The 25009-nt window shown below is 61.5% G+C and carries 17 protein-coding genes and 2 tRNA genes; 1 reads left to right on the top strand and 18 read right to left on the bottom strand.

Going from position 1 to position 25009, the window contains the following annotated elements:
* Nucleotides 1-33: 33 nt before the first annotated feature.
* From FB598_RS17020 to FB598_RS16980, 9 genes are all read right to left on the bottom strand, one after another.
* Nucleotides 34-489: a YXWGXW repeat-containing protein gene (locus FB598_RS17020; protein WP_255464061.1), complete on the bottom strand. Its 456-nt coding sequence runs from the start codon at nucleotides 487-489 to the stop codon at nucleotides 34-36.
* A 234-nt stretch (nucleotides 490-723) separates the two neighbouring features.
* Complete coding sequence (alaC, locus tag FB598_RS17015) at nucleotides 724-2004, bottom strand: alanine transaminase (protein WP_141916747.1); 1281 nt, start codon at nucleotides 2002-2004, stop codon at nucleotides 724-726.
* A gap of 126 nt (nucleotides 2005-2130) precedes the next feature.
* Entirely contained in the window at nucleotides 2131-3402 is a 1272-nt protein-coding gene (locus FB598_RS17010) for a phenylacetate--CoA ligase family protein (protein WP_141916744.1), read from the bottom strand.
* 14 nt (nucleotides 3403-3416) lie between these two features.
* A complete protein-coding gene (locus FB598_RS17005) occupies nucleotides 3417-4220 on the bottom strand; it encodes an ABC transporter ATP-binding protein (protein ID WP_141916742.1) in 804 nt (267 codons plus the stop codon).
* A 69-nt stretch (nucleotides 4221-4289) separates the two neighbouring features.
* Nucleotides 4290-5612 (bottom strand): ABC transporter substrate-binding protein, encoded by a 1323-nt coding sequence (locus FB598_RS17000; RefSeq protein ID WP_141916740.1) that lies wholly within the window; start codon nucleotides 5610-5612, stop codon nucleotides 4290-4292.
* Between the two features lie 88 nt (nucleotides 5613-5700).
* A complete protein-coding gene (locus tag FB598_RS16995) occupies nucleotides 5701-6777 on the bottom strand; it encodes a branched-chain amino acid ABC transporter permease (RefSeq protein ID WP_141916737.1) in 1077 nt (358 codons plus the stop codon).
* 179 nt (nucleotides 6778-6956) lie between these two features.
* Nucleotides 6957-7871: a branched-chain amino acid ABC transporter permease gene (locus FB598_RS16990; RefSeq protein ID WP_141916734.1), complete on the bottom strand. Its 915-nt coding sequence runs from the start codon at nucleotides 7869-7871 to the stop codon at nucleotides 6957-6959.
* A 40-nt stretch (nucleotides 7872-7911) separates the two neighbouring features.
* Complete coding sequence (locus tag FB598_RS16985) at nucleotides 7912-8793, bottom strand: ABC transporter ATP-binding protein (protein WP_141916732.1); 882 nt, start codon at nucleotides 8791-8793, stop codon at nucleotides 7912-7914.
* An 80-nt stretch (nucleotides 8794-8873) separates the two neighbouring features.
* Nucleotides 8874-10835 (bottom strand): long-chain fatty acid--CoA ligase, encoded by a 1962-nt coding sequence (locus tag FB598_RS16980; protein ID WP_141916729.1) that lies wholly within the window; start codon nucleotides 10833-10835, stop codon nucleotides 8874-8876.
* A gap of 258 nt (nucleotides 10836-11093) precedes the next feature.
* Between FB598_RS16980 and FB598_RS16975 the strand changes: the two genes are divergently transcribed.
* Entirely contained in the window at nucleotides 11094-11750 is a 657-nt protein-coding gene (locus FB598_RS16975) for a Crp/Fnr family transcriptional regulator (RefSeq protein ID WP_255464063.1), read from the top strand.
* 309 nt (nucleotides 11751-12059) lie between these two features.
* Here FB598_RS16975 and FB598_RS16970 read toward each other — a convergent pair whose 3' ends face one another.
* The 9 genes from FB598_RS16970 to tig all read right to left on the bottom strand — a co-directional run bounded on the left by FB598_RS16970 (nucleotide 12060) and on the right by tig (nucleotide 24784).
* The gene (locus FB598_RS16970; protein WP_255464079.1) at nucleotides 12060-15344 is read right to left on the bottom strand and encodes an S-layer family protein; all 3285 of its coding nucleotides are present in this window, start codon (nucleotides 15342-15344) and stop codon (nucleotides 12060-12062) included.
* Nucleotides 15345-15411: 67 nt separating this feature from the next.
* The gene (locus tag FB598_RS16965) at nucleotides 15412-16986 is read right to left on the bottom strand and encodes a ShlB/FhaC/HecB family hemolysin secretion/activation protein (protein WP_141916723.1); all 1575 of its coding nucleotides are present in this window, start codon (nucleotides 16984-16986) and stop codon (nucleotides 15412-15414) included.
* Nucleotides 16987-17764: 778 nt separating this feature from the next.
* Nucleotides 17765-17841: transfer RNA gene (locus tag FB598_RS16960), tRNA-Asp, on the bottom strand.
* Nucleotides 17842-17868: 27 nt separating this feature from the next.
* A tRNA-Val gene (locus tag FB598_RS16955) sits at nucleotides 17869-17944 on the bottom strand.
* A 45-nt stretch (nucleotides 17945-17989) separates the two neighbouring features.
* Nucleotides 17990-18262 carry an HU family DNA-binding protein gene (locus tag FB598_RS16950; RefSeq protein ID WP_141916721.1) on the bottom strand — a complete coding sequence of 91 codons (273 nt, stop codon included), beginning with the start codon at nucleotides 18260-18262 and terminating at the stop codon, nucleotides 17990-17992.
* A gap of 280 nt (nucleotides 18263-18542) precedes the next feature.
* Entirely contained in the window at nucleotides 18543-20951 is a 2409-nt protein-coding gene (lon, locus tag FB598_RS16945; RefSeq protein ID WP_141916718.1) for an endopeptidase La, read from the bottom strand.
* 300 nt (nucleotides 20952-21251) lie between these two features.
* Entirely contained in the window at nucleotides 21252-22517 is a 1266-nt protein-coding gene (gene clpX, locus FB598_RS16940; protein ID WP_141916717.1) for an ATP-dependent Clp protease ATP-binding subunit ClpX, read from the bottom strand.
* A gap of 240 nt (nucleotides 22518-22757) precedes the next feature.
* Nucleotides 22758-23384, bottom strand: coding sequence for an ATP-dependent Clp endopeptidase proteolytic subunit ClpP (gene clpP / locus FB598_RS16935; protein WP_141916714.1), 627 nt, complete (start codon nucleotides 23382-23384; stop codon nucleotides 22758-22760).
* A gap of 50 nt (nucleotides 23385-23434) precedes the next feature.
* Nucleotides 23435-24784, bottom strand: a complete 1350-nt coding sequence (gene tig / locus FB598_RS16930; RefSeq protein WP_141916711.1) for a trigger factor — start codon at nucleotides 24782-24784, stop codon at nucleotides 23435-23437.
* Nucleotides 24785-25009: the final 225 nt, after the last annotated feature.

Here is a 25009-nt window from a genome sequence, read left to right as displayed (position 1 = left end):
TTCTGGCTACCGGCCTACTCGACCGGAGCGTAATCAGCACTCTCCCTTTTTGGCATGTCCCGGCGGGCAATGGTCGCGGTCATTGCCGCGCCCGGGCCGGCGCTCGCCATCGTCGTGGCGATGCGGGTTGCCGCGCCAGCCGCCCCGATCCAGCACCCACCCGTTCGGGCCCTGGCGCCAGACCGGCTGGGCGTAGGAATAACCGGAGCGCTCGCGCATCCAGCGGCCTTCGCGCCAGACGTGGTCATGACCGTTCCAGTCCCAATAGCCGGGCGCCCAGATGTAGCCGTGGCGCGGCGGCGGCAATGGTTCGACCCGCAGCGGCGGCGGGCCGATATTGATGCTGACGGAAACCTGGGCCTGCGCAACGGCGGGCAAGACGGACGCCGCGCTTGCGATGGCGATCAGAGAGGCGAAGATTATTTTTCTCATGATGAGCGATGTTGTGATGACGACAAGTAAAAACGATACATAGGCAATGCGCCGCATGCCCTGCGCATTATGGCCAGACAATAGCATCGATCACCGGGAACTGCAGCCTGGATTACAATCCGTATCTCTTTTTACAACGTGCCCAACGATGACCGCCATCCGTCACGCTCCCCCGCGATTGGGTGCTGCGCGCACCGCAATCGGCGCGCATGGAACGGCCTGGATCTGACCGGAAAATGAAAACGGCGCGCAAATTGCATTGCGCGCCGTTCCAGGCCATAAAGACCTGCGTCAGTTGCCCTTGGCTGCCTTGAACATGGCCTTGATCCCGCGCACCGCCTGGCGGATGCGCGACTCGTTCTCGATCAGGGCGAAGCGCACATACTCGTCGCCGTATTCGCCGAAACCGATGCCCGGCGACACGCAGACCTTGGCCTGTTCCAGCAATATCTTGGCAAATTCGAGCGAACCCAAAGCGCGGTAAGGCTCGGGAATGCGCGCCCAGATGTACATCGAGGCCTTGGGCACGTCGACCATCCAGCCGGCTTCGTGCAGGCCCTTGACCAGCACGTTGCGGCGCTTTTCGTAATTGGCGCGGATCTCCTCCACGCAGGACTGGTCGCCTTCCAGCGCGGCGATCGCCGCCACCTGCACCGGCGTGAAGCTGCCGTAGTCGTGATAGCTCTTGATGCGCGCCAGCGCCGCCACCAGTTTCTGGTTGCCGACCATGAAGCCGATCCGCCAGCCGGCCATGTTGTAGCTCTTGGACAGCGTGAAGAATTCCACCGCGACGTCGCGCGCGCCGGGAACCTGCATGATGGACGGCGCCTGCCAGCCGTCGAAGGTGATGTCGGCGTAGGCCAGGTCGTGCACCACCAGGATGTTGTGCTCGCGCGCCAGCTTCACCACGCGCTCGAAGAATTCCAGCTCGACGCATTGCGCGGTCGGGTTCGAAGGGAAACCCAAGATCATCATCTTGGGCTTGGGATAGCTTTCGCGCACCGCGCGTTCCAGCTCGTCGAAGAAATCCACGCCCGGGCTCATGCGCACCGAGCGAATGCTGGCGCCGGCGATGACCGCGCCGTAGATGTGGATCGGGTAACTGGGGTTGGGCACCAGCACGGTATCGCCCTTGTCCAGCGTGGCCAGCATCAGGTGCGCCAGGCCTTCCTTGGAACCGATGGTGACGATGGCCTCGCTGTCCGGATCGAAGTCCACCGCATAGCGCGACTTGTACCAGTGCGCGATCGCGCGGCGCAGCCGCGGAATGCCCTTGGACGAGGAATAGCCGTGCGTGTCGGGCCGCTGCGCCACCTCCACCAGCTTTTGCACGATATGCGGCGGCGTGGGGCCGTCCGGATTGCCCATCGACATGTCGATGATGTCCTCGCCGCGGCGGCGCGCCGCCATTTTCAGTTCGGCGGTGATGTTGAAGACGTAGGGCGGCAGGCGGTCGATGCGCGGAAAGCTGACCGGGATGGCGTTGGCGTCGGGAACAGGTGAAGAAAGAGAAGCGGAAGAAGAAACGTCAGGCGTGCGCGAAGGCTCGCGCGAATCTGCGGATTGCGTCATGTTGGACTTTCACGTTAGCGCCCGGAACCGTCCGAGCGACGTTGGGGTGAATACCCCGAGAAAGATTCTATGCGGGAACCGGCCGCCGTACAAGACATAACGGCGGCCGATCTCGTTGCGCTTCGCTCATTCGTATTTGCGCGCGTCCTCGATCACCTTGCCATCGTTAGGCAGGCTACCCGGCGCCACGAACATCACCTCGCCGCGCAGCTTGGTCAGCTCGCGCAGGCTGCCGGCCACGGCCGCCGCGTCGACGGCGGGGTCTTGCGGATCGCCGACTTCGCAATGCAGGGTCATGATGTCGTTGGCCATCTCGCCGCTCACTACCAGCCGCGCCTTGAGCACATCGCCATGGCGGCGCAGCACGTCGGCCACCTGGGAAGGATGCACGAACATGCCGCGCACCTTGGTGGTCTGGTCGGCGCGTCCCATCCAGCCCTTGATGCGGGTATTGGTGCGCCCGCACGGCGATGCGCCGGCGATCACCGCCGACAAGTCGCCGGTGCCGAAACGCAGCAGCGGGTAATCCGGGTTGAACGAGGTCACCACCACCTCGCCCACCTCGCCGGCGGCGACCGGGTCGCCGGTGCCGGGGCGCACGATCTCCAGGATCAGTTCCTCATCGAGCACCATGCCGGGGTTGACCGCGCCGTCGCTCATGGTTTCGTAGGCGATGTTGCCGATATCGGCCGAGGCGTACAGTTGCAGCACATGCGGCACGCCATGTTCATGGAACCAGCTCCGCAGCGACGGCGGCAAGGCCTCGGCGCTGACCAGCGCGCGTTGCACGCTGCTGATGTCGGCCTGCATCTCGCGCGCCTTCTCGATGATGATCTTGAGGAACGACGGCGTGCCGACATAGGCATCCGGTTTCAGGGCCGCCATCGCGTTGACCTGCAGCTCGGTCTGGCCGATGCCCGCCGGGATCACCGCGCAGCCCAGCTTGGCGGCGGCGCCTTCGACCATGAAGGCGGCCGGCGTGAAATGGTAGGCAAAGCAGTTCTGCACGATATGGCCGGCTTCCAGCCCCAGCGCCTTCATCGGGCTGGAAAAACGCCACCAGTCGGCGCAATGCCCTTCCGGATCGTAGATCGGCCCGGGCGAGACGAACAGCCGCCGCAATTGCCGCACCGGGGTGCTGTTGAGGCCGCCGAACGGCGCCTCGCGCGCCTGCAGCTCCTTCAGGTCGGACTTGCGCGTGACCGGCAATTGCGCCAGGTCGGCTCGCGTGCGCACCGCCTGCGCGTCGATATCGTGCAGGATGCGCGCCCAACCCGGCGCCGCCTGCGCGCGCGCCAGCAACTGCGGCAGGCGCCGCAGCAATTGTTCTTCACGCTGCTGCGGATCGCGCCGTTCCAGCGCATCCAGTTCCGCGAGGACTTGCCTGCTGTCTGCCATGTCGCCTCCCGATCTCAAGCGAGCCAGCGCTTGCGGCGGCGATAGAACTTCATGTCGCGGAAATTCTTGCGCCCGCCCGAGGACACGCCGAGATAGAACTCCTTGACGTCTTCGTTATCCGACAGCTCCCCGGCCGCGCCTTCCATCACCACCCGGCCGTTTTCCAGGATGTAGCCGAAATCGGCGTAGCGCAGCGCCACCATGGTGTTCTGCTCGGCCAGCAGGAACGAGACTTTCTCCCGGGTGTTGAGGTCCTTGACGATCTCGAAGATCTCTTCGACGATCTGCGGCGCCAGGCCCATCGACGGTTCGTCCAGCAGGATCATCGACGGCTTGGCCATCATGGCGCGGCCGATCGCCGTCATCTGCTGCTCGCCGCCCGAGGTGTAGCCCGACTGCGACTTGCGCCTGACCTTCAGGCGCGGGAAATAGTCGTAGATCTTTTCCAGCTCCTGCTTCACTTCGCCGTTGCTGATGCCGCGCGTGTAGGCGCCGGTCAGCAGGTTCTCTTCCACCGTCAGGTGGCCGAAGCAGTGCCGCCCTTCCATCACCTGGATCACGCCGCGCTTGACCAGGTCGTTGGGCGTCATGCGGTCGACCCGCTCGCCGCGGAATTCGATGCTGCCCTTGGTGACGTCGCCGCGCTCGGCGCGCAGCAGGTTGGAGATGGCCTTGAGCGTGGTGCTCTTGCCGGCGCCGTTGGCGCCCAAGAGCGCCACGATCTTGCCGTCCGGGACGTCCAGCGAGACGCCTTTCAAGACCAGGATCACGTGGTCGTAGATGACTTCAATATTGTTGATCGAGAGCGCAGTACTCATATGTTCGTCCGCAATTCAAAAAAGCGCCGGCGACGGATGGGAGACGTGCAAGGCCGCCGGCGCAAGCGCCTACTTCATGCAGGCAGGAGTAATGCCTTTTTCTTTTGCGTATTTGGCGGCGGAAGCCTTGAACAGCGGGTGGATCAGGTTCTTGTTGCCTTCGATCCAGTCCGACACCAGCACCCACTTGCTGCCGTCCCACTGCTGGATCTTGACCTTGCCGGAACCTTCATGGTTGTCGCACGAGGTCTTGATCTCCGGCAGCAGGCCGGTGGCGCCCAGTTGCTGCAGGCGGGCATTGGTGATGTTCATGTTTTCCAGGCCCCAGCGCACCTGCTCGCCGCTCATGACCTTGCCTTTGCCAAACTTGTCCTGCGCGGTGCGCACCGCCTCCACCGTGGCGATGGCGGCCGAGACGCCGCGGTTGTAGAGGATCGAGCCGACCTTGTTCTTGTCCTGCATGTTGCCGCGGCCGGCGCCGTAGAGCACCTTGTCGATGTCGGCGATCACCGGCACGTTCTTGCCGGCCACGTTCCAGGTCGCGCTCATGTAGCCCTTGGCGGCATCACCCGCGGGGATCGTGTCTTCCTCGGAACCGGCCCACCATGAACCGATGATCTTGTCGCGCGCGTAGCCGACCTTCTGCGCCGCCTTCAGCGCGGTCTGGTTCATCACGCCCCAGCCCCAGAAGATCACGTAGTCCGGATTCTCCTGGCGGATGCGCAGCCATTGCGCGCCCTGCTCGTTGCCGGGATGCGCCACCGGAATCTCGATCAGCTTGAACTTGCCGATGCTGGACTCGGCCTGCAGCGCCACGATCGGCTCCTTGCCGTAGGCCGAGTCGTGGTACAGGAACACGATCTTCTTGCCGGCCAGCGAACCGCCGTTCTTGCCGGCCAGGAACTTGACGATGGCCGAGACCTGCATCTGGTAAGTGGTCACCAGCGGGAAGGCATACGGGAACACCGAACCGTCCACCGCATCGGTGCGGCCGTAGCCGATCATCAAGAGCGGCACCTTGTCTTCAGCGGTCTTGTCGATCAAGGCATAGGAAATGCCGGTAGCCATCGGATTGATCGCGGTGCCCTTGGTCACCGGGTTCTTGTTCTTCATGCGCTCATAGCACTCCACGCCCTTGGCGTTGTTGTACTCGGTCTCGCATTCTTCCCAGGACAGCTTGACGCCGTTGATGCCGCCGTCCTTCATGTTCACGTAATTGAGGTAATCGACATAGCCGCCGTAGTAGGACTGGCCGTTGGTGCCGTAGGGCCCCACGCGGTAGCTGGGAATGGCGATGAACTGCTCGCCTGTCTGCGCCGCGGCCGGCAGCGCCGTCGACAGCAGGCTGGCGGCGGTTGCCGCGGCCAACATCAGGTGTTTCACGCTCTTCATGGTCTCGTCTCCTCTTGTATTGTCGTTTCCGACTTATGCGTTGCCGGTGAGCCGGCCCTTCCAACTCATGAACCTGTTGCGCCGCCCGTCAATGCGGGAACGGCCACAGTCGCAATTTCTCCTTGGCGATCTGCCACAACCGCGCCAGCCCGTGCGGCTCGACGATCAGGAAGAAGATGATCAGCGCGCCGAACACCATCAGCTGGATATGCGACACGGTGGCGTTGGTGAACGGCAGGTGCAGCAAGGCGGCCAGCGGCGGCAAGGCGTTGTCGAGGAAGATCGGCAGCAGCAGGATGAAGGCCGACCCCAGGAAAGAACCGAGAATGCTGCCGACGCCGCCGATGATGATCATGAACAGGATGCGGAACGACAGGTCCAGCGAAAAGCCGTCCGGCTCCACCGAGCCCAGGTAGCAGAACGCATAGAGCGCGCCGGCCACGCCGCAGTAAAAGGAACTGACGGCGAAGGCGGTCAGCTTGGTGCGCATGAGCGGGATGCCGATCACCTCGGCCGCCACGTCCATGTCGCGCACCGCCATCCAGGCGCGGCCGGTGGAAGAGCGCACCAGGTTCTTGGCCACCAGCGCCATGACGCACACGATGGCCAGCACGAACAGGTATTTCTTGACCGGCGTATTGATGTCGATGCCGAACAGGTCGATCTTGGGCGCGCTGATCACGCCCGAGGAGCTGTTGTTGGAGAACCAGGCGAACTTGGTCAGCGCCCACACCACGAAGAACTGCGCCGCCAGCGTCGCCACCGCCAGGTAAAAGCCCTTGATGCGCAGCGAAGGCAGGCCGAACAGCACGCCCACCAAGGCCGCGCAGCCGCCGGCCAGGATGAAGGTCAGCAGGATGGGAATGCCTTCCACCCGCAACTGGAAGTTGTAGGCGGCATAGGCGCCCACCGCCATGAAGGCGGCCGAGCCGAGCGACAACTGGCCGGCATAGCCGGTCAGGACGTTCAACCCGAGCGCGGCCAGCGCGAACACCAGGAACGGGATCAGGATCGCCGAAAACCAGTACTCGCTGCCCAGAAAAGGCACGGCGACGAAGGCCACCGCCATGAACAGCGCAAATACGATCCGATCCTGCCGGATCGGGAAGATCTGGCTGTCGGCGATGTAGCTTGTCTTGAATTGTCCTGCTTCACGGTACAGCATGTTTTTCTCCTATGCCTTGCCCACTGCGCTTCATCTCTTCCCGTTCGGGCTGAGTAGCCGCCATCGGCGGCGTATCGAAGCCAGCGCACATGTGTTTCCGTCCCGCTCCGAAACTGCCCTTCGATACGGCCTGCGGCCTGCTCAGGGCGAACGGCGCCGTATCGCATCCATCCTTTTTCTCACACCCGGTCGATATGCCGTTCGCCGAACAATCCCTCCGGCCGCACCAGCAGGAACAGCAGCGCGAACACGTAGGGAAACCAGCCTTCGATGCCGCCGAAATTGCCGCCGAAGGCGTCCTGCATGACCGGTGGGATATAGATCTCGGCCAGCTTCTCGGAGGCGCCGATGATCAGGCCGCCGACGATGGCGCCGGGGATCGAGGTGAATCCGCCCAGGATCAGCACCGGCAGCGCCTTCAACGCCGTCATGGTGAGCGCGAACTGCACGCCGTTGCGCGAGCCCCAGAGCAGTCCGGCCACCAGCGCGACGAAACCGGCCACGCCCCAGACCACCGCCCAGATGTGCTGCAGCGGGATGCCCAGCGACAATGCCGCTTGGTGGTCGTCGGCTACCGCGCGCAGCGCGCGGCCGACCTTGGTCTTCTGGAAAAACAGCGCCAGCGCGGCCACCAGCACCACCACCATGCCGGAGGCGAACAGGTCGAACTTGGAAATGCCGATGCCGATGCTGTCCATTACCGACATGATGGGCTCGTCGACGATGCCCAGGTCGATCGGGCGCACTTCGTTGCCGAACAACAAGGGTCCCAGCCCCTCAAGGAAGAAGGTCAGGCCGATGGTGGCCATGAACAGCGTGATCGGCGGCTGGTTGACCAGCTTGCGCAGCACGAAGCGTTCGGTCGCCAGGCCCACCAGGATCATCACCAGGAAGGCGCCGATCACCGCCGCCCACATCGGCATGCCCTTGTCCATCAGCCCCACCACCGCCAGCGCCGCGAAATACACCATCGCGCCCTGGGCGAAATTGAACACGCCGGAGGCCTTGTAGATCAGCACGAAGCCCAGCGCCACCAGCGAATACATGAGGCCGGAGAGCAGGCCGCTCAGCGCCACTTCGAAAAAGAATTGCATGTCGTCTCCCGATCGCCTTGCGTTTTTATTTCCGGCCCGTTCAGTGCGAGGTGCCGAGATAGGCCTTGATCACTTCCGGATTGTTCATCACCTCGTCGGGCGTGCCGTCGCCGATCTTCTTGCCGTAGTCCAGCACCACGACGCGGTCGGAGATGTCCATCACCACGCCCATGTCGTGCTCGATCAGTACGATGGTGGTGCCGAACTGGTCGTTGACGTCGAGGATGAAGCGGCACATGTCCTGCTTTTCTTCCACGTTCATGCCGGCCATCGGTTCGTCCAACAGCAGCATGCCCGGCTCGGCCGCCAGCGCGCGCGCCAGCTCCACGCGCTTTTGCAGGCCGTAGGGCAAGCGCCCCACCGGAGTCTTGCGGATATGCTGGATTTCGAGAAAATCGATCACCTCTTCCACCTTGCGCCGGTGTTCGATTTCCTCGTTGCGGGCGGCGCCCCACCACAGCGCGTTCGACAGCAGGCCGGAACGCATCTTGGTATTGCGTCCGGTCATGATGTTGTCGAGCACGGTCATTCCCTTGAACAGCGCGATGTTCTGGAAGGTGCGCGCGATGCCCTGGCGCGCGATCGCGCTCGGGCGCATGCCGCGCCGCTGCTGGCCGCGGTAGACGATGTTGCCCTTTTGCGGATGGTAGACGCCGTTGATGACGTTGATCATCGAGCTCTTGCCGGCGCCGTTGGGGCCGATGATGGCGCGAATCTCGTGCTCGCGCACATTGAAGGAGATATCGGTCAGCGCCTTGACTCCGCCGAAGGACAGCGAAATGTTCTGCAAGTCGAGGATCACGCCGCCGATCCGGCGGCCGCTGGCGGCCGTGCCCGCGTCTTGCGCATCCGGGCTCGATACCGGCGGTTGCCCGGAGGGGATAATTTCTGCAGTCATGTGTCGTTTCATGATCGTATTCATCGATAGGTCAGGATACGCTTGGGTTCGGCCGGACCGACAGGCCCGGTTCGTGTGGCTGCATGCATGCGTCGGCGCGCCGTTCAGGCCGCGCGCCCCAGCGCCGCGAAGGTCTTGGCCTCGGCGATCTTCAGGTCGGCCGCAATCATGCCCTGCCGGCCGTCCTCGAACTTCACCTGCGTCTCGATGTATTGCGACGCACGGCCGTCATACAACGCCTCGATCAGCACCGCGTACTTGTCGGCGATGAAGCCGCGCCGCACCTTGCGGGTGCGGGTCAGTTCCTCGTCGTCGGGGTCGAGCTCCTTGTGCAGGATCAGGAAGCGGTGCACCTGCGAGTCGGCCAGCAACGGATCGGCGGCGAGGTCGGCATTGACCTTTTCCACGCATTCGCGCACCAGCTCGTAGACGGCGGGATTGGCGGCCAGGTCGGTATAGCCGCTGTACGGCAGGTTGCGCCGCTCGGCCCAGTTGCCCACCGCGTCCATGTCGATGTTGATGAAGGCCATGCACTTGTCGCGTCCGTTGCCGAAGGTGACGGCCTCCTTGACGAAGGGGAAGAACTTGAGCTTGTTCTCGATGTACTTGGGCGCGAACATGCTGCCGCTTGCCATCTTGCCGACATCCTTGGCGCGGTCGATGATCTTGAGGTGGCCGTCGCTGTCGAAGAAACCGGCGTCGCCGGTATGGAAATAACCTTCGGCGTCGATGGCTTCGGCGGTGGCGTCGGGGCGCTTGAAGTATTCCTTCATCAGGCCGGGTGAGCGCACCAGCACTTCGCCGTTGTCATCGATGCGCACCTCCACGCCCTTCATCGGCCGGCCCACGCTGTCGAGCTTGACGTCGCCCGAAGGCTGCATGCAGATGGTGACGCAAGTCTCGGTCATGCCGTAGAGCTGCTTCAGGTTGATGCCAAGCGAACGGTAGAAGTCGAACAGGTCGGGGCCGATGGCTTCGCCGCCGGTATAGGCCACGCGCAAGCGCGACATGCCCAGCACATTCTTCAGCGGGCCATACACCAGCAGGTCGCCCAGCGCGTACTGCAGGCGGTCGACCAGCGATACGCCGGGCTTCCTGTCGAGGATGCGCATGCCGACACGGCGCGCCACGCGCATGAAACCGTGGAACATCGTGCGCTTGATCCAGCCGACGTCCTCGATGCGGATCATCACCTGGGTCAGGATGTTTTCATAGATGCGCGGTGGCGCGAAGTAATAGGTCGGGCCGATCTCGCGCAGGTCGCTCATGACGGTATTGGGCGACTCCGGGCAATTCAGGCAGAAGCCCGCCACGTGCTGCTGGGCGAACGAGTACAGGAAGTCGCCGATCCAGGCCAGCGGCAGGTAGCAGAGGATGTCATCGTCTTCATCGAGGCGGTCGAACTCCACCAGCGTGCGCGCGGTGGCGATCATCGCGCGGTGCGAATGGCAAACGCCCTTGGGCTTGCCGGTGGTGCCGGAGGTATAGAGGATGATGGCGACGTCGTCGGGGTTGCCGGCCTTGACCTGGTCCATGAAGAAATCGGGATGCGCGCGCTCGTAGGCGCGGCCCAGTTCCTGGACGCGGGCAAACGACAGCAGTTCCGGCTGATGGTAGTTGCGCATGCCGCGCTCATCGTCGTAGATGATATGGGCGATGCGCGGCAGGTTTTCCTTGATCTCGAAGACCTTGTCGACCTGCTCCTGGTCTTCGGCCATGACGAAGTCGACATTGGCGTCGGCCAGCACATAGGCCATGTCGGCGGCCGGCGCATCCTGGTACAGCGGCACCGACATGCCGCCCAGCACCTGCGCGGCGGACATCGCCCAATACAGGCGCGGGCAATTGTTGCCGATGATCGCCAGGCTCATGCCGCGCCTGAAACCCAGCGCGGCCAGCCCGCAGGCGAAGGCGCGCACTTCGTCGGCCACCTGCTGCCAGCTCGTGGCTTGCCAGATGCCCAGATCCTTCTCGCGGAAGGCCGGGCGCTGCGGCCGTGCCTGCGCGTGCGCAAGCAGCAGCTGCGGAAACGTTGGCGTTTCCGTCTCTTGTCTCGTCTCCACCATCTTCCCACCTTCTTTTTGTAGGTTCGGAGGATATTGCCAGGATGCTGGAAATATCCGGTGTCGGATCAGTCTGTGCCGCCTTGCTTACGTCGGTCTTACTACGTCCGTCGTGAAGTCTTGCGTGCCAGCCGTCCTGTATTTACATATTCTTTTTTTGGATGATAGTAGAGTCAGTTGTTGCCAGCGGATGTCATCTCACCGACAATTGTCAAACTTTCGATATTGCGACGCATCATGATGGAGACACCGATCAGAACCATGCTGGCAAAAAGCATCTGGGCGCAAGCACTGACAGAAGCTCAGTTGGCCCGGGTGGAGGCCGAGGTATCGAGCCGCAAGATTGCCGCCGGCGGCTACGTATGCCGCAAGGGCGATCCGGTGACGCATTGGATCGGCGTGCATGAGGGCTTGTTGAAAATGAGCAGCGTCTCGCCGGAAGGCAAGACGGTCTCGTTCGCCGGCATGGCCAACGGCGGCTGGCTGGGCGAAGGTTCCCTGCTCAAGGATGAACCGCGCAAGTATGACGTGGTGGCGCTGCGCGAGAGCGAGTTGCTCTACATGCCCAAAGCCACCTACATCTGGCTGCTGGACAACAGCATTCCCTTCAACCGCTTCCTGGTCACGCAATTGAACGAGCGCCTGGCGCTGTTCATCTCGCTGGTGGAATACGACCGCATGCTGGAACCGGATGCGCGCGTGGCGCGTTGCCTGGCGGCGCTGTTCAATCCTTACCTCAATCCCGGCATCGGCCTGAACCTGCAGATTTCCCAGGAGGAAGTCGGCAATCTCTCCGGCACCTCGCGCCAGCGCGCCAACCAGGCGTTGCAGGTGCTGGAAAAGGCCGGTTTGCTGAAAGTGGATTACGGCAGCATCACCATCAACGACCTGGATGGGTTGCGCCAGTTCCCCGGATGAACTCCGCTTGGGCGTCCGGCATTTCTTCGCCCAAAGCCGGCAGGCCAGCCTGCGTTAATGCACGGCAACACCAAAGGACAACAAGCGCCGGAACCTGATTCCGGCTAAATCCCACGCTGGCTTTCGCCAAACAAGCGCACCTGCTCCCTCACCTCTTCGAACAAGGCCTTGCCCCAGTTGCTGCGCATCTTCGAGAATCGCACACACGATGCCTTCGGTCATTTCCTTCTTGATTCGGCCTACAACCTTCATCGTCCTCCCTGCTTTGATGTCATCGTCCCTGCGTGGCGGCCTGCGGTCTTTCAAAATTCATTGCCGCGGCGGCCTGGCCAGTTTTCGATATTGTTCTACAGCTGCCTCCAAGGCGCCATCTCCTGCGTCTTCCTCCGCCTTGGAAAAACCTTCGTCCCGGTTGCTGTTTTGGCCATTTACGGCATTCAGGGTGGTGACTACCTCATTGATTGCCACTTGTGCCGGCCGGGCCAGCTCTGCGATCGTCGGCAACGAGAGTGCCCCGCATAGCGGCGAATTCGGCGCGGCGGCGCAGGCGTCAGATGGGGTTTCCGGCGTGGGCTTCGGTATCAGCGTCGCCGTGACCGGGCCATTCCTGTCCGTGACAGTACCGCCGTTTTGCGTGTACGCCGTTGCCGTCATGGCCACCGTGCCGTTAGTCGATTTGACTACCGCCGCATTGCCGATAGTCAGCGTATTGTCCGGGTTATAGCCGGGGCCGGAGATCAGCGCAATCGAGCCGCTGTCCGACAACACCTGGCCATTCACCGCCAACGGGCCATTGGCTTGCAGCGTGATCGCTCCGGCGCCGGTCGAGACAGTGCCGGCAGTCGTCATGCCGCCTGTGTTGGCGATCTTGATGGCGCCGCCATTGCCGCCTCCGGCATCGACCTGCTGTACGTCATGCACGATCAACACGTTCGTATTATTGCCGGTGTTGGCGATATTGATCGGCGCGACCGAATTCGCACCGGCGGTATTGGTAGCAGTCAGTTCAGCCACCCTGGTCAGCAGCGCACTGGCGGCGCTGCCAACGCCGCCGGTGGTATTCAGGGTCAAGGCCTGCCCCGCCAGGGTGCCGGCGCCGCTGATATTGTTGGCTGACAGGCTGATGTTTTGCGTCTTGGCGTCTACCACGCCATCCACCGCGATATTGCCAGGCGTAGTCACGTTGATGGCGCCGCCGCTGCCAATGCCGGTCAGCGTGATGGCCTTCAATGCAATGCTGTCGGCATTGTTCACCGTCAGCGAGCCGATGCCGGGCGCCGTCAGTGCGCCAATGCGATTGGCGGTGCCGCTCAGGTTGGCCGAGCCAGGCGCTGCCACACTCAATAAAGGCGTTGTCAGCGTCGTGTTGTTATTCTGGTTGATGTTGCCGCCCGCCGTCAGCGAGATGCCGGTTGCGCCGCTGATATTGCCATTGATCGTCAAGTCGTTGGCAGCCGTGAAGCCGAAGTTGCCGGTGGTGGCGCTGCCGCTGATGCCGCCCGCCATATTGCTGCCGGTCAGCGCGACCGAACCGGCGTTGACGACCAAACTATTGGCGGTAACCGGCCCGGCGCCACTGACCGAGCCGCTCATGCCGTCCAATGTCAATTGGCCCCGGGTTTTGAGAGCATCGGATACCGTGATCAGATTGCCGCGCAGGTTGAGCTGTTGGTATCCGGCCGCGCTATTGGTCAAGTCGATCGCACTGGCTACTGTCAGTGCGGCGCTGTGGCTCGTGTTCTGGCCGATGTTCAGTATCGGTGCATCCAGTCGATTCAATTCGGCGTTGGTCAGGCTCAGCTGGCCGGCAACTTTGGCGCCGAGGTTGATACCCGTGCTTGTGCTGTAGGTATCGATATTGATGATGCTGCCTGTGACGCTACCATTCAGATTAATGTTGTCGGCAGTGAAGGACAGCGATGAGTTGCTGCCGGCGCTACTGCTGATATTGCCGTTGGCGCCAAGCGTAATAACACCTCCCGCCACGGTGGCATGCGCATCGAAATTGCCGCCGGACATTGATACAGCACCATTAATGGTGACATAACTGCCTTTCAAGGTCGCATTACTGCCGTAAGTGCTCAATGCATCAATACCGCCCAAGTTCGCCACTGTCACCCCTCCTGTGCCGGAGGCGCTGCCGCTGGCAGCATCGTTGGCACTGAGCGTGATGCCTCCATACATGTCAATCGGTGCATTGACTTGAATGTCGTTGCCGGCCTGCGCAGTCAGCGAAACATTGGCGCTGTTAAATATCGCGCTGTTGAAAGTGATGTCGTGCTTGGCTTGCAGCACGACATTGCTCATCGATTCCGAGATCAGGTCGGCCCCGATCGAAGTCACGCCGCTTGCGGGGCCTGTATCGAAGGTCGCCACATCGGTCAGGGCGCCGCCGCGGCCGGATACCACGGCAATATCATACGGATCCAGCAACCAGTTGCCGATCTTGCCTGCGGCCGCGCTGGTGTTGACGCGCGCGCCGGCAACATCGAGATAGCCTCCCGACGTTTCCACCAGCCCGCCATTGCCGCCGGCCGCGCCGCCGCGCGCCGTCAATGTGCCGTACATGCGCGTCGCATCCCGCCCCCACACCACCACGGTGCCGCCATTGCCGTTCTGCGTAGCGTCGGCGCGGATCGTCGCGTCCTGGCCGACGTAGACGGCGTCGGCATTCATCACCGCCGCATTCTTGCCCTGGTAGTCGCCGCCCACCAGCACCTTGCCGCCGCCGCTTTCGCCGCTGGCGTCCACCACGGCATTGCCGGCCACGCCTACCTTGGCGCCCAGCAGCATGATCTCGCCGCCGCTATTGAGATTGCTGCCGGTGGCGCTGGTCACGCTGCCGGCTTCCACCATCGTGGTGTCGCTGGCTTTGAGTACGATCTTGCCATTTTCGCCGCGCACCGCGCTGTTGGCGTTGATGATGCCGCGCTGATTGATCAGCGCGCCGTATACGCCCACCCGGCCGCCCTGCGCCACAATGCTTCCCAGGTTCAACGCCTGGTCCGACGGCGCCGATACCACGACCTGCACATTCGGATCGGCCGAATCGAATAGCTGCACGCTCTTGCCGGCCGCCAGCACCACATCGCCATTGGGTGAGGAAATGATGCCGCTGTTTTCCACCGATGGCCCGATCAGGAAAATCTGTCCGCCGGACGGCGTGGTAATCGTGCCCTGGTTGCTGACCTTACCGGCACTGTCGCTGCCGCTGAAAATATTTTTCCCGGCAAGAAAATCGGCATTGGAAATATTGAGGCTGGAAGCCACCAGGCCGTTGACATCCACGCGCGAACCGGCGCCGAAGATCACGCCGTTCGGGTTGATCAGGAACACCTTGCCGTTCGATTGCAGGGAACCGAGGATCTGGCTCGGATCCTGGCCGGTAATCCGGTTCAGTACCCGGCTGTCGCCGCCTTGCTGGATGAAACGGGTGATTTCCCCGGCCGCAATCGAGAAACTGTTCCAGTTGATGATGGTGTTGGGGGTGTTGGTGATGGTGTACTGATTGCCCTGCTGGCTGAACGTCGCGGCGCCATTGACCACCGTCGGAGCCACCGGATTGGCTTGCGCGGCACCGAAGGCGGCTGCCATCGTAACGGCCAGTGCATTGCGTCGCAAGTGGAATGGGGTGTGCTGTTTCATTTCGGATTTTCCTCGATTAGTAGGCCAGGGCCAGGCGCGCATGCAGGCGATTGGAATCGGCGCGAGGAGTGATGCCGGCGTTGATCACATGGCCGTAATCCAGTTGCAGGTTGGCATAGCCCGACAGCACGAAGCGCACCCCAACGCCGACGCTGGCGATGGTGAGGCTGTCCAGCTCGCCCGGCAGCGCCTTGTTGCGGCTGAGATGAGCGGTATCGTAGAAACCCAGCAGACGGCAATTCCAGCCGGCCTGTGGACACAGATTCGGTGTGTATGCTTCCAGGTTGACGGCCAGGCCGGAATCGTTGGCGAATTCGCGTTCGAGGAAACCGCGCACCGACGCCGCCCCGCCGGCGCCGAATTGCTCGCCGGGGACCAGCGCATCGCGAGTGTACTGGCCGTTGGCGATGGCGCGCAGTTGCCAATCGTTTGCCAGCGCACGGGTAATGCTGCCGCTCATGCGCAGGATCGAATAGTCGGCTTTGGCATTCATGCGGGCCTGCATGAAGGCATGCCGGTCGCCGTTCGGACCACCGGGGATGTTATGCAGCAGCGTGACCAGTCCCGCCACCTCGCCCATCCTGATCGGCGCATTGGCCTGATAACCGATGCTCACCGGATGTACCGTCACGTCGTTGCCCAGTTCTACCCCGGCAAACTGCACGCTGTTCTTGAAAGCCTTGACGTCGATGCCGTACGACAAGGTGGAGCTGAAATCGCTGCGCCGGACTAGGGCCTGGTTGTAGCGTGCGCCATACGCCGAGCCCTTGCCGCTGACTGCCAGGTTGAACAGGCCGGCATTGATGGTGCCGGAATCGATGTTGGAATAGCTGGCATACAGGTCCAGCGAGTCGCCCAACGCATAGAACGGAATATGATAGCTGGCGCCATAGACCTTGACGCGTCCCGGTTCCTCGGCCGAGGTGATGTACTGCAACGTGGCGAGATGGTCGCGGCCGAACAAGTTGGCGTTTTGCAGGGCCACGGCAAGCTGGGTCCTGCCGGTGGAGGCATTGCCGGTATTGGCGGCGCTGCCCATGATTTTCCAGGGCGACTCGTCTTGCACGTCCAACACCACGTCGACGCGATCCTTGTCCTCGCCGCCTTGCAGGCGCATCGTTACCTTCCTGGCCTGGCTTTCGTTGCCCTGCTTCAGGTTGGCAGAGACCGCGTCCAGGTCGGGCGGCTGCCCTTCCTTCAGCGCAGGCAGGCTGCGACGGATATTGGCTTCATCAACATACCGGTTGTCCCTGACCGTCACGCGGCCGACCTTGGTTTCCTCGACCCGCAACGTCACCACGCCACCGTTGAGCTCCTGCTCCGGCAGTTCGATGACGACCAGCTTGTAACCTTTGTCGCGATAGGCTTTTTCCAGCGCTTCCTGCGCCTCCTTGATATCGCCGAAACCACGTTCCTTGCCGGCGTACCTGCTCACTGCGGCGTCCACCTCGGCTTGCGGCAGCAAAGTGTTGCCCTCGACCTCGAAGCGCGAGATTTCAAAACGAACGGCGCTGTCATCCGCGCCCCAGGCCGACGCCATGGCAACGGCCAGAAGGGTGCCGGCAAGCAGACGCTTTAAACCAGGCTTCATTTGCGGATTCATGGTGCTTCTTTCTGATTCTTGTTGTCATGCGCGAGATGGGCGCAGTCACTGCTTGCCATTCTGCAAAACCGCAAGCCGTTTGTCTCTACTGCATATGTAGTATTGACACCTGCTTCGGATACCCGGAAATAGCGCACGGGAGAACGCTCCGATGCCAAAGCAGCCCGGGGGACGGACGGAAAAACGGTGAAAAAAAACCGCTCATTACCTGAGCGGTTTTTCATCTCCATCGATATCAGGCAAGAATACCTAACCGACCGGAAATAAGAATCGGAAGATTCGCTGCGCGAATCAAGGCGTAAACTCCAGGCATAAAACGTAAAAACGCCCGCTTACGCGGTAATGCCGTTCAGTTAAGGCCAATTCTGAAGCACTCATCACAAACCCGTTCGGGCTGAGTAGGCCCGCCAGGGCCGTATCGAAGCCAGCGTGTCGGCCCTACCTACCAGTCTTGCCTGCCCTTCGATACGCTGCTGCGCAGCTACTCAGGGCGAACGGAGTCTGGACTCCACAAACCTCCACAAACAAAAATGCCGTTCAGCGCTTAACTGAACGGCATTACCGCTTACGCGGGCGTTTTTATCTGGCGGAGCGGACGGGGCTCTCCTACACTTGCGCAGGCCGCGGAATCGCTTGCAAGCGATTCCCTTCTCGCCCCGCCGGGAGCCGCGCAGGCGGCTCCCTCCACTCCGCTTCCAATCGGAAGATTCGCTACGCGAATCAAGGCGTAAACGTAAAAACGCCCGCTTGCGCGGGCGTTTTTATCTGGCGGAGCGGACGGGGCTCGAACCCGCGACCCCCGGCGTGACAGGCCGGTATTCTAACCAACTGAACTACCGCTCCTAAACTTGTTCAACTGCTCGATGCCGATGGTGGGTGCTGAGAGGCTCGAACTCCCGACCTAAGCCTTGTAAGGGCTCCGCTCTACCAACTGAGCTAAGCACCCCGATACCTTAACAGTTTTCCGCTTTGTCACCAGCGGCGAAGTCCGTTATTTTATAGCATCTTTCAGCGCCTTGCCAGCTTTAAATTTGGGCACTTTCGCTGCCTTGATCTTGATCGCTGCGCCGGTCTGCGGGTTGCGACCGGTACGCGCTGCGCGCTTGCCGACTGCGAAGGTGCCGAAGCCAACCAGGGTCACGCTGCCGTTCTTCTTCAGCGTGGTCTTCACCGCGCCGATGAAGGCATCGACTGCGCGGCCGGCGGCGGCCTTGGAGATGTCTGCGGCACCGGCAATATGTTCAATCAGTTCGCCTTTATTCACTTACGCCCCTTGTACAAATAAGTTTGATTATTAGTGACAGCGCTTGCGACTCAACGACAGAGCCCTTTCACCGTCGCTTGCCTTGCGGAAAAATTCCGCAGCGGCTATTAAACAAGTCGCAAATCCTTGTGTCAAGCGGGTTTCCGTCTTTTGCGGCAATTTTCAGGCTGGCAGGCCTTTTTCCGGAAAGAAGCCAGGCCGGTAGCGGCTTCAGAAAGAAAAAACGCCTCCGAAGAGGCGTTTTCAACTTGTCGCGTTACCTGTTCCGAGGCAGCGCTTTTCAGTGCTTGACCACCGGATCAACAACGCCGTCCTTGGGGGCGACGGCCGATTCGACGATCGCCTCGTCTTCCGGCAGTGCAACCGGCTGGCGCTCCAGCGCGATTTCCAGGACTTTGTCGATCCAGCGCACCGGGACGATCTCGAGCTTGTTCTTGACGTTGTCCGGGATCTCGGCGAGATCCTTCACGTTCTGCTCGGGGATCAGTACGGTCTTGATCCCGCCGCGATGCGCCGCCAGCAGCTTTTCCTTCAGGCCGCCGATCGGCAGCACTTCGCCGCGCAAGGTGATTTCGCCCGTCATCGCCACATCGGCGCGCACCGGGATGCCGCTGAAAATCGATACCAGCGCGGTCGTCATGGCGATACCCGCGGACGGGCCGTCCTTCGGCGTCGCGCCTTCGGGCACGTGGATGTGGATATCGCTCTTCTCGAACACTTCGTTCTTGATGCCCAGCTTGCGGGCGCGGCTGCGCACCACGGTGCGAGCCGCTTCGATCGATTCCTTCATCACGTCGCCCAGCGTGCCGGTGCGGATGATCTGTCCCTTGCCGGGCATGTTGACCGCCTCGATCGTCAGCAGGTCGCCGCCCACTTCGGTCCATGCCAGCCCGACCACCTGGCCGATCTGGTTTTCCTTTTCGGCGATGCCGAAATCGAAGCGGCGCACGCCCAGGAACTTGTCCAGGTTGCGCGAAGTCACAGTGACCTTCTTCTCCTGCTTTTTCAGCAGCAGCATCTTCACCACCTTGCGGCAGATCTTGGACACTTCGCGTTCCAGCGAACGCACGCCGGCTTCGCGGGTGTAGTAGCGGATGATGTCGCGGATCGCCGATTCGGCGACGCTGATCTCGCCTTCCTTCAAGCCGTTGTTCTTGATCTGCTTGGGCAGCAGGTAACGCTGCGCGATGCTGGTCTTCTCGTCCTCGGTGTAGCCCGACAGGCGGATGACTTCCATCCGGTCCAGCAGCGCCGGCGGGATATTGAAGGAGTTCGAGGTGGCCACGAACATCACGTCCGACAGGTCGAAGTCCACTTCGATATAGTGGTCCGAGAAGGTGTGGTTCTGTTCCGGATCCAGCACTTCGAGCAGGGCCGACGACGGGTCGCCGCGGAAATCCATACCCAGCTTGTCGATTTCGTCGAGCAGGAACAGCGGGTTGCGCACGCCGACCTTGGACAGGCTTTGCAGGATCTTGCCCGGCATGGAGCCGATATAGGTACGGCGGTGGCCGCGGATCTCGGCCTCGTCGCGCACGCCGCCCAGCGCCATGCGCACGAACTTGCGGTTGGTGGCGCGGGCGATCGACTGGCCCAGCGAGGTCTTGCCGACGCCCGGAGGACCGACGAAGCACAGGATCGGCGCCTTCAGCTTGTCGACGCGCTGCTGCACGGCGAGATATTCGAGGATGCGTTCCTTGACCTTGTCCAGGCCGTAGTGGTCGCCTTCCAGCACCTTCTCGGCGTTGGTGAGGTCGTTGTTGACCTTGGACTTCTTCTTCCAGGGCAAGCCCACCAGCGTATCGATATAGTTGCGCACCACGGTCGCCTCGGCCGACATCGGCGACATCAGCTTGAGCTTCTTGAGTTCGCCCTGGGCCTTTTCCAGCGCTTCCTTGGGCATCTTGGCCGCGAGGATCTTCTTTTCCAGCTCTTCCAGATCCGCGCCGTCTTCGCCTTCGCCCAGTTCCTTCTGGATGGCCTTGACCTGTTCGTTCAGGTAGTACTCGCGCTGCGACTTTTCCATCTGGCGCTTGACGCGGCCGCGGATGCGCTTTTCCACCTGCAGGATGTCAAGCTCGCCTTCCAGCTGGCCGAGCAGGTGCTCGTAGCGCTTGGCGACGTTGAAGATCTCCAGGATCACCTGCTTCTGCTCCAGCTTCAACGGCAGATGCGCGGCAATGGTGTCGGCCAGGCGGCCGGCATCGTCGATGCCGGCCAGCGAGGTCAGGATCTCGGGCGGGATCTTCTTGTTCAGTTTCACGTACTGGTCGAACTGCTGCACGATGGTGCGGCGCATGGCCTCGACCTCGGCTTCGTCGCCCTGCTCGGACTCGACCGGGGTCAGGTCGGCCACGAAATGGGTTTCCAGTTCGCTGATGTGGTGGATGCGCGCGCGCTGGGCGCCTTCGACCAGCACCTTGACCGTGCCATCCGGCAACTTCAGCATCTGCAGGATATTGGCCACGCAACCGATTTCATAAATGTCATCGGCGGAAGGCTCGTCCTTGGCGGCGGCCTTCTGGGCCGCGAGCATGATGCTCTTGCCTTGCTCCATGGCCGCTTCCAGCGCTTTGATCGACTTGGGGCGACCAACGAAGAGCGGAATCACCATGTGCGGGAACACAACCACATCCCGTAACGGCAACAGCGGCAATTGCGATTGTTCTGTAAGTATTGGAGTCGTCATGGCGGGCCTTATCAATGAATACTGTGAATGATGTTGGCACGAGTGACCAAAACACAAGTCCGGCTGAGTTAAAAAATCAGTGCAGAAAGACCGATGTCATGATCGCAACAAAATAAAAAAAGCCACACACGAAGTCGCCCTCGGGTGGCTTTGCGATGGAAGCCAGAGTGAATTGCGCCGGTTTATTTTACCGCGTTTGGCGAATACCGGACTTGATGCGGCCTGTTACTGCGTGGAGCGCCGCACTATGCCGCGGCGCTCCCTTGCTGCTGAAACTGTTTCCGGGAATCCCGCGCCCCCTCAGGCGCCGGAAACCTTCGGCTGGTCATGGTAGATCATCAACGGCTTGGCGCCGTTGGTGATGGTGTTTTCATCGACCACGACCTTGGCCACATTCTGCTGGCTGGGCAACTCATACATCACGTCCAGCAAGGCATGCTCAAGGATGGAGCGCAAACCGCGCGCGCCGGTCTTGCGGGCCAACGCTTTCTTGGCGATCGCATTCATGGCGGCGGGACGGATTTCCAGTTCGGCGCCTTCCATCTGCAGCAGCTTGGCATATTGCTTGACCAGGGCGTTCTTCGGTTCGATCAGGATCTCGATCAGCGCGGCCTCATCCAGCTCGTTCAGGGTCGCAATCACAGGCAGGCGGCCGACCAGTTCCGGAATCAGGCCGAACTTCACCAGGTCTTCCGGTTCGGCGTTGAGCAGCACTTCGGAGGCGGTCTTCTCGGACTGGCTCTTGACGCTGGCCGAGAAGCCGATGCCGCTCTTTTCCGAACGGTCGGAGATGATCTTGGCCAGGCCATCGAAGGCGCCGCCGCAGATGAACATGATGTTGGTCGTGTCGATCTGGACGAAATCCTGGTTCGGATGCTTGCGGCCGCCCTGCGGCGGCACCGATGCCATGGTGCCTTCGATCAGCTTCAACAGCGCCTGCTGCACGCCCTCGCCCGAGACGTCGCGGGTAATCGACGGGTTGTCCGATTTGCGCGAGATCTTGTCGATTTCATCGATGTAGACGATGCCCCGCTGCGCCTTCTCGACTTCGTAATTGCAGTTCTGGAGCAGCTTCTGGATGATGTTCTCGACATCCTCGCCGACATAGCCGGCTTCGGTCAGCGTGGTGGCGTCGGCGATCACGAAAGGCACGTTGAGCATGCGCGCCAGCGTCTGCGCCAGCAGCGTCTTGCCGGAGCCGGTGGGGCCGACCAGCAGGATGTTGCTCTTGGCCAGCTCGATATCGTCCTTCTTGCCCAGGTGCTTCAGGCGCTTGTAATGGTTGTACACCGCCACCGACAGGATACGCTTGGCGGTCGACTGGCCGATCACATATTGATCCAGCAGGTCGCAGATTTCCTGCGGGGTAGGCAAATCCGACTTGGCGCCTGGAACAGACTCCACGCTGGCGGCTTCATCCCGGATGATGTCGTTGCACAAATCGATGCATTCGTCACAGATGAATACCGAAGGGCCGGCGATCAGCTTTTTGACTTCGTGCTGGCTTTTGCCGCAGAAAGAGCAATAAAGCAATTTTTCGCCGCTGGAAGATTTTTTCTCGGACATAGAGCTAAAGGAGATAATTTACGGCCTGATCATACCTGCGAAATGCGGATTCGTCACGGCTTGGTCATTTTCGACCATTCGGCCCAATCCCCAATCCATCACATGGCATTTATATGTCATCTCCGGCCCGATTTATCAAGGAAACAGAGCCAAAAAAGCCGTTCTTTGCGACATTCATAAGAAAAATGCCCGGACGGCAATTCGTCCGGGCATTTTCACGCAGCCTGCTGCAGCGCAAACTCAGGCGCGCTCGTGCAGCACCTTGTCGATCAGGCCATATTCCACGGCGGCATCGGCCGACATGAAGTTGTCGCGATCGGTATCCTTGCTGATCTGATCGACCGTGCGGCCGGTCTTTTCAGCCAGGATATTGTTCAGGCGCTCGCGCAGGTACAGGATCTCGCGCGCCTGGATCTCGATATCCGACGCCTGCCCCTGGGCACCGCCCAGGGGTTGGTGGATCATGATGCGGGAGTTCGGCAACGAGAAACGCTTGCCCTTGGCGCCGGCGGCCAGCAGGAACGCGCCCATGGACGCGGCCAGGCCGGTGCACAGCGTCGACACTTGCGGCTTGATGAACTGCATGGTGTCGAAGATCGCCATGCCGGCCGAAACCGAACCGCCCGGCGAGTTGATGTACAGCGAAATGTCCTTGTCCGGATTTTCGCTTTCCAGGAACAGCAACTGGGCGACGATCAGGTTGGCCGAAGCGTCATTGACCGGTCCGACCAGGAAAATGATGCGTTCCTTCAACAGGCGCGAGTAAATGTCGTACGCGCGCTCGCCGCGGCCGCTCTGTTCAATCACCATCGGCACCATGCCGAGCATTTGCGTGTCCAGTGCAGACTCCTTGATCAGACCTGTCATGTGTGCATCCTTAGCGTAAAAGTTTTCCGATACTACGCGAGAAAACCGGATTACGCTTGCGCCTGATTGCCCATCAGTTCGTCGAACGAAACCGGCTTTTCCGAAACCTTGGCCTTGCCGAGAACGTAGTTGACGACGTTTTCTTCCAAAACAAGAGCTTCGACTTCGGCCAGGCGGCGGCGGTCGGAGAAGTAGTACTTCAGCACTTGCTGCGGATCTTCGTAGCTTTGCGCGAAGTCTTCGATCTGCGCCTTGACCTGCTCTTCGGTGGCTTCCAGCTTGTTCTGCTTGACCACTTCAGCCAGGATCAGGCCCAGGCGCACGCGACGCTCGGCCTGGGCGGTGAACAGTTCCTTGGGCAGTTGCATGACCTTCGGGTCCATGCCGCGCTGGGCCATGTCCTGCTTGGCCATTTCCGACAGGCGCTCGACGTCCTGCTCGACCAGCGCCTTGGGCACTTCCAGGTCGCTCGCCTTGATCAGCGCGTCCATCACGCTGTCCTTGGTCTTGGCCTTGGTGCGCGCAGTCACTTCGCGTTCTAGGTTCTTCTTGATGTCTTCGCGCATCTTGGCCAGGTCGCCGTCTTCGATGCCCAGCGACTGTGCGAAGTCGGCGTCGACTTCAGGCATGTGCGCCCATTCGACCTTCTTCAGGGTGATGGTGAATTCGGCGGTCTTGCCGGCCACGTCCTTGCCGTGGTAATCCTCGGGGAACGGCAGCGGGAAGGTCTTGGACTCGCCGACCTTCAGGCCGAGGGTAGCGGCTTCGAATTCCGGCAGCATGCGGCCTTCGCCCAGCACGAACGGGAAATCGTCAGCCTTGCCGCCCTGGAATTCGACGCCGTCGATCTTGCCGACGAAGTCGACCGTCACGCGGTCGCCATTCTGTGCCGACTGGTCGGCGCCGCCGTCGCCGTGCGCGCCTTGCTCGCCCTTGACGTGGTAGTGCACGCGCTGCTTGCGCAGGATGTCGATGGTCTTGTCGATTTCAGCGTCGGACACCGATGCGGTGGTCTTCTCGACTTCGGCGCCGGACAGGTCGCCGATGGCCACTTCCGGATACACTTCGAAGGTGGCGTTGAAAGCCAGTTGGCCTTCGCCGGCTTCTTCGCTGGTCTTGGGTTCGATCGACGGGAAACCGGCCACGCGCAGGTTGTTCTCGACCGCGGCGTCGTTGAATGCGCGGCCGACCTTGTCGTTGAGGACTTCGGTCTCGACCTGGTAGCCGAACTGTGCGGCAACCATCTTCATCGGCACTTTACCTGGACGGAAGCCTGGCGCCTTGGCAGTGCGGGCACGCACCTTCAGGCGCTTTTCCACTTCAGCCTGAACATCGGCCAGCGGGAAAGTCAGGGTCATACGACGTTCGAGTTTGCTCAGGGTTTCGACTGCAGTTGCCATTTAAATCGTCCAAATAATTAAGAATTCCGTAAGCCGGAGCATTCGCTTTCCCATCCGCATCGATGTGCCCGGACGAAAAGCGGCCTGCCCGACCGCGCTAAAGCTCTCTATTTTATACGCAAAAACCGCGCGGAGTCCAAAATTGGACGCGCGGCCGCGCAAAGCCCATCCAAAGCGCCGGCACTGCCCTGAAACGCAGGCCAAGGCTGGCAGTTGCAAGAATTT

This window comes from Herbaspirillum sp. SJZ106, from assembly GCF_006715495.1.
In the GTDB taxonomy this organism is placed as follows: Bacteria; Pseudomonadota; Gammaproteobacteria; order Burkholderiales; family Burkholderiaceae_D; genus Herbaspirillum.
The sequence above is the reverse complement of the archived record's forward strand: the minus strand, read 5'-3'. Positions and strand labels throughout refer to the sequence as shown.